At 75.8% G+C, this 11,485-nt stretch carries 9 protein-coding genes; 6 read left to right on the top strand and 3 right to left on the bottom strand.

Features of this window, described 5'->3' with window-relative positions:
* Together AA75_RS18865 and AA75_RS18860 are read left to right on the top strand one after the other, a co-directional pair.
* Positions 1-860, top strand: an 860-nt coding sequence (locus AA75_RS18865; protein ID WP_233289084.1) for a glycoside hydrolase domain-containing protein, incomplete at its 5' end; no start/stop codon positions are given.
* Positions 861-959: 99 nt separating this feature from the next.
* On the top strand, positions 960-2,234 hold the full coding sequence (locus AA75_RS18860) for a geranylgeranyl reductase family protein (protein ID WP_033821269.1): 1,275 nt from the start codon (positions 960-962) through the stop codon (positions 2,232-2,234).
* On the opposite strand, the gene AA75_RS18855 is transcribed toward AA75_RS18860, so the two are convergent.
* The gene (locus AA75_RS18855) at positions 2,191-3,168 is read right to left on the bottom strand and encodes a ketopantoate reductase family protein (protein ID WP_051812749.1); all 978 of its coding nucleotides are present in this window, start codon (positions 3,166-3,168) and stop codon (positions 2,191-2,193) included. The genes AA75_RS18860 and AA75_RS18855 overlap by 44 nt on opposite strands.
* Before the next feature lie 291 nt (positions 3,169-3,459).
* Here AA75_RS18855 and AA75_RS18850 point away from each other — a divergent pair, with 291 nt between their 5' ends.
* Positions 3,460-4,362: a LysR family transcriptional regulator gene (locus AA75_RS18850; RefSeq protein ID WP_033821271.1), complete on the top strand. Its 903-nt coding sequence runs from the start codon at positions 3,460-3,462 to the stop codon at positions 4,360-4,362.
* Positions 4,363-4,618: 256 nt separating this feature from the next.
* Here the strand turns inward: AA75_RS18850 and AA75_RS18845 are convergent, their stop codons facing one another.
* Positions 4,619-5,992 (bottom strand): histidine-type phosphatase, encoded by a 1,374-nt coding sequence (locus tag AA75_RS18845; protein ID WP_033821268.1) that lies wholly within the window; start codon positions 5,990-5,992, stop codon positions 4,619-4,621.
* Between the two features lie 230 nt (positions 5,993-6,222).
* Between AA75_RS18845 and AA75_RS18840 the strand changes: the two genes are divergently transcribed.
* Positions 6,223-6,561 carry a hypothetical protein gene (locus AA75_RS18840; RefSeq protein ID WP_033821267.1) on the top strand — a complete coding sequence of 113 codons (339 nt, stop codon included), beginning with the start codon at positions 6,223-6,225 and terminating at the stop codon, positions 6,559-6,561.
* A 47-nt stretch (positions 6,562-6,608) separates the two neighbouring features.
* Here AA75_RS18840 and AA75_RS18835 read toward each other — a convergent pair whose 3' ends face one another.
* A complete protein-coding gene (locus AA75_RS18835) occupies positions 6,609-7,358 on the bottom strand; it encodes a dienelactone hydrolase family protein (protein WP_158515526.1) in 750 nt (249 codons plus the stop codon).
* 473 nt (positions 7,359-7,831) lie between these two features.
* Between AA75_RS18835 and AA75_RS18830 the strand changes: the two genes are divergently transcribed.
* Complete coding sequence (locus AA75_RS18830) at positions 7,832-9,568, top strand: IucA/IucC family protein (RefSeq protein WP_149038236.1); 1,737 nt, start codon at positions 7,832-7,834, stop codon at positions 9,566-9,568.
* A 118-nt stretch (positions 9,569-9,686) separates the two neighbouring features.
* The coding region (locus tag AA75_RS18825; RefSeq protein WP_149038235.1) for an IucA/IucC family siderophore biosynthesis protein at positions 9,687-11,485 on the top strand (1,799 nt) is incomplete at its 3' end.

Raw genomic sequence — 11,485 nt, 5'->3', positions numbered from 1 at the left:
CCGCCCCGGCCTCCGCCCCGGCCTCCGCCTCGCCCTCGCCGTCCGGCTCCGCCGCCCCGCCCTCGCCGACCCCGTCCGGGTCCGGGTCCGCGGCGGCCCGCGCGAGCGACCCCGCCCCCTCCGCGCCGCCGGCCGGGAACTCCACCGGCACGGCCTTCACCGGCCTCGCCTTCGACACCTGCACCGCACCCCCGCTCAGCACCATGAACGCCTGGCGCGGCACGTCCCCGTACGGCGCCGCCGCCGTCTACATCGGCGGCCGCAACCGCGGCTGCGCACAGCCGCAGCTCACCCCCGCCTGGGTGAGCGCCGTCAGCACGTCAGGCTGGCGCCTGATCCCGCTGTACGTCGGCGCCCAGCCGCCCTGCCAGACCGGCAGCAGCCCCGAGAAGATCACCGCGGAGAGCGCCGGGACGCTCGGCGCGGCCGACGGCGCGGACGCCGCGGCCAAGGCGTCGGCCCTCGGGATGCGGCCCGGCAGCACCCTCTACCTCGACGTCGAGGCCTACGACGCGACCGACACCGCCTGCGCCGCCGCCGTCCTGACGTACACCCGGGCCTTCGACCGGGCCCTGACCACGCGCTCCTACCGCCCCGGCTTCTACGGCTTCGCCGGCTCCAGCGCCGCCGGGGTCGCCGCCGCCGTCGCCCAGGGCGGCCCCGATCTGCCGGAGTCGCTCTGGTACGCCAAGTACGACGGCGCCGCCGACACCACCGGCAGCTTCCCGTACGCCGCCGGCCTGTTCACCGGCCACCACCGGGCCCACCAGTACCAGGTCAACCAGCGCGAGACCTACGGCGGCGCCACCCTCACCGTCGACCGCAACGCCTGGGACGCCCCCGTCGCCCTCACCCCCTGAGCTCCCCGGCCGCGCAGGGGATGAGGGAGTGTCACGCGGGGCAGAAGCGGGAAGGGTTTGGTTCAATCGACGCGGATGCCGTCGGCGCGGGAGGGTGGTATGGCTGCCGGGGAGGAAGCGCAGGTCATCGTGGTGGGCGCCGGGCCCGCGGGGTCCAGTGCGGCCCTGCACCTGGCGCGCGCCGGGGTGGACGTCCTGCTGCTGGAGAAGGGCGACTTCCCCCGCGAGAAGGTGTGCGGTGACGGACTGACACCCCGCGGCGTGCACCAGCTGGTCCGGATGGGCATCGACCTCGACGAACCCGGCTGGATGCGCAACCGCGGGATGCGCTGGATCTGCGGCGGCCACCAGGCCGACATCGACTGGCCCGGCCTCGGCCGCTACCCCGACTTCGGACTCACCCGCACCCGGCACGACTTCGACGACATCCTGGTCCGGCACGCCCGGGCGGCCGGCGCCCGGCTGCGGGTCGGCGTGAAGGTCACCGGCCCCGTCCGGGACCGGGCCGGGCGGATCGTCGGCGTCGAGGCCGTCACCGGCGCGGAACGCGAACCGGCCGTCCACCGGGCGCCGCTGGTGATCGCCGCCGAGGGCGCCTCCGCCAGGACCGCCCTCGCGATGGGACTCGAACGCGACCGGCGCCGGTCCATCGCGACCGCCGCCCGCCGCTACTACCTCAGCCCCACCCGCACCAAGGACGAGTACCTCGAACTCTGGGCCGACCTGCGCTGCTCCCGCACCGGCCGCGACCTGCCCGGCTACGGCTGGATCTTCCCGCTCGGCGACGGACGCGTCAACGTCGGCCTCGGCGCCCTCCCCCACCGCCGGCACGGCACCGTCGACCTGCGCGCCACCTTCGACCGGTGGCTGGCCCGGCTGCCCGAGGAGTGGGGCCTGCGCGAGGAGAACGCCGACTCCCCGCTGCGCAGCGCCGCCCTGCCGATGGGCTTCAACCGCCACCCGCAGTACGGCCGCGGCCTGCTGCTGGTCGGCGACAGCGGCGGCATGATCAGCCCGTGGAGCGGCGAGGGCATCGCCGAGGCCATGGAGGCCGCCGAGATCGCCGCCGAGACCGTCGCCCTCGCCCTGACCAGGCCCGAAGGCCCGCGGCGGGAGCAGGCCCTGCACCGGTACCCGGCCGAGATCCGCCGCCGCTGGGGTCGCTACTACCGGCTCGGAAACCTCGCCGCCGACCAGATCTTCAGCCGGGTCGGCTACCGCCCGCTGCTGCACCCCCGGGTGATGGCCAGCCCCGCCCTGGTCAACACGCTCGCCCGGCTGCTGACCCAGCTCACCGACGAACCCTCCCGGGACGCCACCGACCGCGTCCTCAGCACCCTGCTGCGGCTGGTCCCGGCCGGCCGCCGCCGCTGACCGGGCCCGTCGGGCCGCCCGCCAGCTCACCGACCAGCCGGGCCGTGACGGGCACCGGCACGCCGTGCCGGGCGGCGGCGCGCAGCAGCGCACCGCCGATCGCGTCGAGCTCCGACGGGAGGCCCGCCTCGACGTCGCGCTGCATCGACGACCTGGCGGTGTCCGGGAAGGCGTCGTACCGCGCCAGCGTCGCGGCCGGGTCCGCCGGTGCGCCGCACGCAGTGCTGACGGCCGCGGCCTCCGTGACGAGCGCCATCAACTCGGCGCGGTGACCGGACCGGACCGGGCCGATGCTCAGCCCGTACCGGGTGGTGAGCAGGGCGAAGGGGGCGAGGAAGGCCAGTTTGGCCCAGAGCATCGCCGTCTCGTCCCGGGTGGTCCGGGTGAGGACGCCCGCACTGCGCAGGACGGCCGCCGCCGGGTCCAGCAGGTCCGCCGGCCCGGCGAGGTCGACCTCGGTGAACGGGCTGCCGTGCTCGACCGCGCCCGGGCCGACCCGGGCCGACTCGACCCGGATGACGCCCGCGGCGACCCGCTCGGCCCCGAAGCGCCGACGCAGCGCGGCGGGGTGCTCGATGCCGTTGAGCAGCGGTACCACCAGGCCGCGCCGGACCGCCGCGGGCGGGATCCGGTCGAGCGCCGCGGCCAGCGAGGTCTGTTTGACCGTCACCAGGCACAGGTCGACCGGTTCCCGCAGTTCGGTGCCGGCCGCCACCCGGGCGGTGAACTCCCCGAACTGGGCGCTGCGGACGTGGAGTCCGCCCCGGCGCAGGGACCGCGCCGTCGGGGCGGAGGCCAGGCAGATCACCCGGTGTCCGGCCCGGGAGAGCAGGGCGGCCAGCAGGCCGCCGACGCCGCCGGGGCCGAGGACGGCCACGGTCCGGCGCCGGTCGCCGACGGCGGAGTCCGGGGGCGGCGGTGCGGTGGTGGGCACGGGAGGCTGGGTCCTTTCGTGCGGGCTTCGCGGAAGCGGCCTGGGCCGTGTCCGAGTAGGCGGGACAGCGGGGCGCCGGGAGTGACAGCGCGCGGTCCGTCCCGGGGAGATGACGGGTCGACACCCGCCGCCGTCCTCGCCGCGTCCGGATCGCTGCGAGGGCGGCGGCGGGTTGCCGCCCTGGGCCCTGCACCGATGATCGGCCGGGCCGGTGACCCCAGTCAATCCTCGGGTTCGCTTGGCCTGACCCGAGCACCACCTTGGGCCAGGACCGCCACCACCGTGGGCCGGGTGACCCTCGACGATCTCCGTGTCTTCGCCGCCGTGTGCCGGTCGGGCTCCCTGAGCGCCACCGCCCGCGACCTGACCTGCACCCAGTCCGCCGTCAGCCAGCACGTGAAGCGGCTCGAACGGGAGGTGGGCCTCACCCTGGTCGAGCGGCACCCGCGCGGCATCGTGCCCACCCAGGCGGGTCGGCTGCTGCAGGCGGCGGTCACCGACGGCCTCGGCACCATCGACCAGGCGCTGCGCAGACTCGGGGAACTCGCGCACGGGGAGGGCGGTTCGGTCCGGGTCACCACCGGGGCCACCACCGTGCGGCACTTCATGCCCGCCGCGGTGGTCGACTACCGGCGGCGCTTCCCCGGCGTCAGCATCGAGTTCCAGACCGAGATCTCCAGCCGCGGCTGCTTCGACGCGCTCGCCGCCGGCAGCGTCGACCTCGCCTGGATCACGCTCGGCGCCCCGGTCGGCGGCATCGAGCAGCGTGCCGTCATCGAACTGCCCTGGGTGCTCGCCGTCACGGCCGGGCACCCGCTGGCCGACCGGCCCCGGATCGGGCCCGCCGACCTCCAGGACACCCGCCTGATCGGCCTCCCGGAGAACTCGACCTCCCGGGTCCGGCTCGACTCCTGGCTGGCGGGATCGGGGATCCGGCCGGTCTTCGACACCAGCGTGGCCGACTGGGACACCGTGGTCCTGCTGGCCGAACTGGGACTCGGCCAGGCCGTCGTCCCCGCCCTGCCCGGCTGGCAGGGACCCGGGCACCCGGACCTGCGCCTGATCCCGATCCCCGCACTGCCGGCCCTGACCGCGGGCTGGGCGGTGCGCCGCTGGGACAGCCTCTCCCCGCCGGCCCGGGCGTTCGCTGACACCGTCGCCCGGCACTGCGAGCGGCGGCCCGCGGCGGGGTGAAGGGCGGGCAGGGTTGCCCCCCGGCAGGAGTCGGCGCGCCCAGAGATCGAGATCGACCGGGGTGACAAGGTGCTCCGGCCACTGAGCTACACCGGCCCGAAGCCGGTGACGGGATTCGAACCCGCGACCTCCCCATGGACAGTGGAAGTAACCCTGGTCTGCGCACCTGGGCGCGTCGCCGACTGTACCGGCAGCACGGGCCCGGCCGGGCGGATTTTCCCGCCCGGCCGGACGGCACCCGTGCGCCGGGTGGACCTCAGCCGGCGGGCTGTGCGGTGGTGCGCCCGAAGCAGCGCTCCAGCTCGTTCAGGTCGTAGAAGTAGCTGCCCTCGGAGACCGGACGGCACCCGGGCTTGAAGGCGGTCTGCCGCTCGTTGTAGACCATGCGGACCAGGAACTTGTCGTCCTTGCGGAACAGGTCCCACTGGATGTTGGCCCCCATCGGTGCCACCGTCGCCCCGCGCCAGGGGTTGTCCGCGTAGGTGTACGGCTTCGCCGGGTCGGCCTGCCGGGTGCTGTCGGGCAGCTGCATCAGGGCGGCCAGCGGGATGATCTCCTCGGCGTGGGTGAACCGCAGTTCGGCGCCCAGATCGCTGGTACCGGCGCGCTTCGCCTCGGCCTTGGCGAAGAAGTCGTCGAGCAGCACACCGGCCATCCGGTACGTGATGTCGTCGCCCGCGAAGCCCGGGCCCTTGCTGTAGAACTCCTCGGCGTCGTCGAGGTAGCCGAACCAGGCGGCGTCGTCGGCGCCGAGGTAGCGGCCGAAGTGCCAGTCGCCCTCGTCGGCCAGGCTCGGGGTGATGCTCCACAGGCTGTACAGCGCCTCGGCCGCCGCCACCTCGTCGGTGACGCCGAGGCCCCGGTACGCGCCGGCGGCGACGCGGTCGACGAACGGGCGGCCGAACAGCCGCTCCAGCACCCGGCGGGAGACCCGGTGGGTGCGCTCCTGGCCCCGGATCGCCGTCAGGGTGGCGGCGAGCCGCGGGTCGTGGTCGACGTAGTCGCGGTAGTCCTTGTTGGCGGGCGCCTTGTGGAAGTACAGCAGGCCGGTGTCGGTGCGGGTGGCCCCGACCGCGGGCGCGAGGCCGGGTTCGGCGGCGACCAGCCCGCCGGTGAACGCCGCGCCGCTGTCGGTCGCCCGCTGCTGCCCGGAGCTCACCACGTCGATCCGCTCGGCGCCGCCGGAGGCCGCGATCCCGTCGAACAGCCCGGGCAGCCGGCGCTCCATCCGCACCGCCGTGTCACGGATCTCGCGCTTGCCGCGGCCGGTCAACTGCCCGTAGCCGACCCTGGCGTTGGCGTCCAGCAGGGCCTGGACGTCCGGGCCGAGGCGGCGGCCGGCCGGGGTCAGCGCGCCCTCGGCCTGCGCCTGGCGCCACAGGGCGAGCAGCAGATCCCCGTCCTCGCCGTCGGACAGCGCGCGGGAGCCGTGCCGGGAGGCGTTCTCGGTGAAGACGGGGGAGTAGCCGGCCGGCGGCCGCTGATAGTCGCGTGGCGACTGCTGCGGACGGTAGGGCGTCTTGGTGGTGAGCGCGGTGTCCACGCCGGCGGCCTGCGCGGGGGCGGCGGCCACGGCGGACAGCACCGCGCAGGCGGTCAGGGCTACGGCGGTGGTGGCGGTGCGTCGCATGATTCTCCGTCGGATCGGCCGGTGTCGGAAGCCGCCTCACCCTGGTGGGTACGCGTGACGCCCGGGTGGTGACCGGGTGACCTCCCGCCGACCGGACGGACAACGCCCGGCGCACGACCGGCGCCCGGCCCGGCGCGCGACGGCGGACTCGAATTGGCACGCTGTGCCGATTGAGGCCGATCATCCCGTTTGCCGGGTGCACGGCGGTCCGGCACGGGATGATCGGCGCTGTGACAGGTACCTGGTGGCAACACCGCCGTGATCAACTGCTGGCCGAGATCGCCCGAGAACTCGCCCCGTGGAGCGAGGACGAGCTGGACGACCCCGGCATCGGCGAACTGGCCGACCTGCTGGCCGACGCCGCCCGGCAGTGCACGGCCGACGCCCCGGGGCACCCGCGGACCGGCCGGTGCGCGGCACCCCTCGGCCGGGCGGCGCAGGAACTCGCCCTGGCCGACCGCTTCCTGGGCGGCTTCCTGCCACTGGTCGTCCGCCATCTGCACGCCGCACTGGGACTGGTCCGCGAGGCCCGCGCGGTCCTGGCGGCCGAACCGGCCGCGCTGAGCTGACCCGGCCGGCAGCCGGCCCGCGCTCCGAGGACGGCCCCGGACAGGCCCTAGCGGGCCACCCGGGCGGCCAGTTCGTCCAGGGTCCGATGCCAGGAGTCCGCCGCCGCCTTCTCGTGGTGGGTGTCCGGCCGCTCGTCGTTGAAGAAGCCGTGCCCGACGCCCTCGTAGGTGACCTGCTCGAACGCCGCGCCCGCCGCGGCCAGACGCTCACCGACCCGGTGCCACTCCCGCGGCGGCATCACCGAGTCGTCGGCGCCGAGGAAGCCGAGCAGGAAGCCGGCCCGCCCAGCGATCCGGTCCGCCAGGGCGACCGGGGCCACCGGCTCGGCGAGCGGGATCCCGCCGTCCAGCAGCCAGCCGCCGTAGTAGCTCACCACCAGGTCGAACGGCAGCTCGGTGGCGCCGAGCACCGCGATGTGACCGCCCAGGCTGAAGCCGAGCACCGCGACCCCGCCGGTGCCCGTGCACTCCACGGCCACCCGCCGGGCGGCCGTCAGGTCGGCCAGCACCTCGTCCCGGCGCAGTCCGGTCATCAGCCGACGGCCCTCGGTGCGGCCCTCCTCGTCGTACCCGAACCCGGCGCGCGGGGTGTCCCGCCAGTAGAAGTCGGGGGCGAGCACCGCATAGCCCTCGCCCGCCAGCCGGTTGCACACCAACCGCAGATGGCGGTTGACGCCGAAGAACTCGCCGGCCACCACCACCGCGCCCCGGGCGGCTCCCTTCCGCGGCAGCGCGAGGTACCCCTCGGGCCCTCCGCCGAGCGCGATCCAGCGAGCTTCGACCGCCACCTCAGTCACCGACATTCCTCCCGCTCCCGTGCGTGCGCGAGGAGTGTAGCCCTCCTTGACGAACCGTCAGAAAACCGGTCGGGGGTGCCTGCGGATCCGACCGGTGGTGCGGAGTCGAACCGAACACGCGCGACGGGCCGTCAGGAATGCTCGGGGAAGGCGGCGGTGACATTCAGTCGGACGGCCGGACGGATTTGACCTCATTAGGCATGCCTAACCTAATATTCGCAGATGTTGAGAGTCGGCCGGGCGGCCGCCCCCGGGTGGGCGGCCCCGCCCCGCACCACCTCGGACCGGAGAGGACCCGGCGCGTCCATGCGGCTGCACCTGCACGTCCCCAGCCCCAGCCCCAGCCCCACCGCCCCGCACCGCCGTGCCCGCCGCGGACGGCCCGGTCCGCCCGGCCCCTCCCGGCCCGACCCGTCCGGTCCGCCCCGCCCGAGCGCGGCGCGGACCGCCGGCGACCGGTGGGGGATCGCGCCGTGACCGTCGAACAGGAACTGACCCGGCGGGTACTCGCGGCGCTGCTGCGCGAGGACGTCCTCGGCCTGCGCACCCGCAGCACGCCCGAACACCGCGCGGACGGCCGCTGGCTGCAGCTCGACTTCGACGGCGTCACCGTCGGTCTGCCCATCACCCGGGACGGCTTCCAGTGCGAGGACACCGCCCGGCTGCCGCTGCTCCAGGTCGCCGGAGCCGAACTGACCTCGCCCGCAGCCATCGTGGACGCGCTGGGCGAACTCGCCGACCCGCGGGACCGCGACGGCTACCACGCCTTCGCCGATGAGTGTCGGCAGACCCTCGCCACCATGGCCCTGCACGCCGCCGCCCGCCCCACGGTCCACGCCGACCTGGCCGCCCGCTACGGGGCCTCCCCGGCCGGCTGGACCGGTCTCGGAGCGGCCCTGGCCCAGGACACCCTGGCCGCCCACCTGGACCACCCCGTGTACCCGACCGCCCGCGGCCGCAGCGGCCTCGGCGAGCGCGAACTGATGCGCTACGCACCGGAGTTCCACCCCTCGTTCCTGCTGCGCTGGCTCGCCCTGCCGGCCGCCGCGGCGCACCTCCACGCCTTCGCACCGCTCCCCGCATGGTGGCCCACCGCCGCCTCGCTCGGCCTGCCGCCGTCCACCGAACCCGAGGTGATCATCCCCGTCCACCCGCTCACCGCCGACGGCCCGCTGGACCAGGCACTGCGTGCCGCCGGCCTGGACGGCCGGGCCCGGCTCGCCGCCCGCCCGTACCTCGAGGTCCGCCCCACCCTGTCGATGCGGACCGTGGCCGTGGTGCGCGACCCCGCCCACCACCTCAAACTGCCCCTCCCCACCGCCACCCTCGGCCTGCGCAACCGCCGCACCATCAAACCCGGCGTCCTGCCCGACGGCGCCGCCGCCCAGCGCCTGCTGGAGAGCGTCCTCGCACGCACCCCCCGGTTCGCGGACACCGTCCTGCACGCCGACGAACAGAGCTACGCGGAGGGCGGCCACGAACTGATCGCCGTGCTGCTGCGCCGCTACCCGGCCGGGCTGCAGGACGCCCTGACGGTCCCGCTGGCCGCGCTGCTGGCGGACGCCCCGGGCGGGCGCCTGGTCGTCGACCACGTCGCCGACCGCTACTACGACGGCGACCCGCTCGCCCTCTACGACGCTCTGCTGACCGCCCTGTTCGACTGGCACACCACGCTCTTCGCGCACGGCATCGCCCTGGAGTCCCACCAGCAGAACACCTCCCTGGTCCTGGACCGGCCGGACGGCCGCACCCGGCTGCGCCTGCTCCTCAAGGACAACGACGGCCTGCGGGTCAACGGCCCGCGGATGGCCGCGGCGCTCGGCGAACCCGCCCCGAAACCGGAGGAGTTCGACGACCGGCGGATCTTCGGGGACACCGACCGGCCGCTCACCGACCTGTTCACCACCATCACCGGCCACCTGTGCTCCGGCGCGCTCGCCTTCGGCCTGGCCGCGCACGGCCGCGTCCCGCGCGCCACCGCCCTCGGCCTGCTGCGCCGCCGCCTGGAGAGCGCCGTCAACCGGCTCGGACCGGCGGGCGAACCACTGCGCGCCGCCCTGCTGGACGCCGAACGGCTCCCGGTCAAGGCCATGGTCACCGCGGGGACCCTGCTCAGCAAGGAACGCTCCGGCGCCGCCGACATCAACAAGCACTACACCAGCGGCCCCAACTACCTGCTCCCGGACCGCCCGGACCGGCGCCGGCCGTGACCGCGGGTGTCGCGCGCACGGGGACGGGTAGTTTCACCGCCCCGCCGCAGCCGCGGCACCCGGTCCGCCCGCTGTCCGGCCTCACCCGTCCCCGTCCCCGCCAGCGTCGGAGTCACTGATGCCCCAGCCGCACCCCGCACCCAGCGCCCGGCCGGCCCCGGCCACCCCACCCGGCCACCACGCCCCACCCGCGGCCGGCACCGCGCCACTGCCCGCCGCGCCGCTGCCCACCGCCGAGGAGGCGGTCTGCCACACCCTGCTCAACTGCCTGCTGCGCGAGGTCGCCACCCCCGAGCAGCAGAGCGACGTCACCGACGGCGCCGTCCGGATCCGGCTCCCGCGCCGCGGCGTCCACCTGCGGGTCCGGCTGCGCCGCGCCTCGCTGCTCGGCGCCCACCGCTTCACCGGCCCGGTCCTCGAGGAGCGGCCCGAGGGCTGGCGCGCCCTCGGCTGGCGCGAACTGGCCGAACACGTCCGCGCCGAGCTGACCCTGCGCACCGGCGTCCCCAACGACGAGTTCCTCGACCAGCTCGCCTCCAGCCACCGCGGCGTCCAGGCCGGCCTCGGCGCCCGCCCCGCCGCGGGCGGCGACCGCTACCTGGAGTCCGAGCAGGCCCTGCTGTTCGGCCACCGCTTCCACCCCGCCCCCAAGTCCCGCTCCGCCGAACGCGGCGACTGGCGGGCCTACGCCCCCGAGTCCCGGGCCGCGTTCCAGCTGCGCCACCTCGCCGTCCGCCCCGACCTGCTGGCCGGCGAGAGCCTCGACCGGGACGCCACCGACCTGCTGGACGGGCTGCGCCCGGCACCGGCCGGCTACCGGGCCCTGCCCGTCCACCCCTGGCAGTACGAACTCCTGCGCGACCACCCGCTGCTGCGGCGCGCGCTGGCCCGCGGCGACCTCCTCGACCTGGGCCCCGGCGGCGAGCCGTTCACCGCCACCGCGTCGGTGCGCACCCTGCACGGCGCTGGCGCCTTCCTCAAGTTCAGCCTGAACGTGCGGATCACCAACTGCCTGCGCAAGAACGCCGCCTACGAGCTGACCGGCGCCGTCGCCCTGACCAGGCTGCTGGCCCCCGCCCTCGACGACCTGGCCCGGCGCTTCCCGGCCGCCACCGTGCTGCGCGAACCGGCCTTCCGCACCCTCGCCCTGCCCGGCGCCGACGGCCGGCCCGACCTCGCCCTGTACGAGGGCTTCGGGCTGATCGTCCGGGAGGGCGTCGAGCGCGCCCTGCGCCCCGGGGTCACCCCGCTGCTGGCCGCCGCCGTCGCCGACGAGTACCCGACCAGCTCCGCCCACATCTCCCGGCTGCTCGCCGGGGCCGGCCCGCAGGAGGCCCTCGACTGGTGGCGCGGCTACCTGCGACTGCTGGTACCGCCGGTGCTGGCCGCCTACTTCGACCACGGCGTCGCCCTGGAGCCGCACCTGCAGAACGTCCTGATCGGCGTGGACGCCGCCGGCCGGCCCGCCCAGGTGCTGTTCCGCGACCTCGAGGGCACCAAGCTCCTCCCCGACCGGAACGCCGCCCTGCTGGCACGCCTGCCACCCGAGGTCGCCGGGCCCATGACGTACGGCCCGCAGCGCGGCTGGGACCGGGTGGTGTACTGCCTGCTGGTCAACCACGTGGCCGAACTGCTCGCCGCCCTCGCCGACCTCCACCCCAGCCTGGAACCGGCCCTGTGGGCCGCCGTCCGCCGGACCCTGCGCGACCACGCCGACGAGCACGGCTGCCCGCCCAGGCTGCGCGGCCTGCTCGCCGGGGTACCGCTGCCCGCCAAGGCCAACCTGCTGACCCGCTGGGAGCGCAAGGCCGACCGGGAGGCCGGCTACATCCGGCTCCCCTCCCCGCTGGCGCTCCCCCCGGGCGCCGCCCGGCCCGCCACCCGCGGCGCCGGCCCCGCCCGCCTGCCGGACCGCCA

The sequence above is a fragment of the Kitasatospora sp. MBT63 genome, assembly GCF_000710465.2.
GTDB lineage: Bacteria > Actinomycetota > Actinomycetes > Streptomycetales > Streptomycetaceae > Kitasatospora.
Note: the sequence above shows the minus strand (reverse complement) of the source record. Positions and strands in the feature narration are given on the sequence as shown.

What these genes read in the sequence shown, in the direction of transcription:
- AA75_RS18860 (WP_033821269.1), top strand. Translation starts at nt 960, where the DNA reads ATGGCTGCCGGGGAGGAAGCGCAGGTCATCGTGGTGGGCGCCGGGCCC.
- AA75_RS18845 (WP_033821268.1), bottom strand. Translation starts at nt 5,992, where the DNA reads ATGCGACGCACCGCCACCACCGCCGTAGCCCTGACCGCCTGCGCGGTG.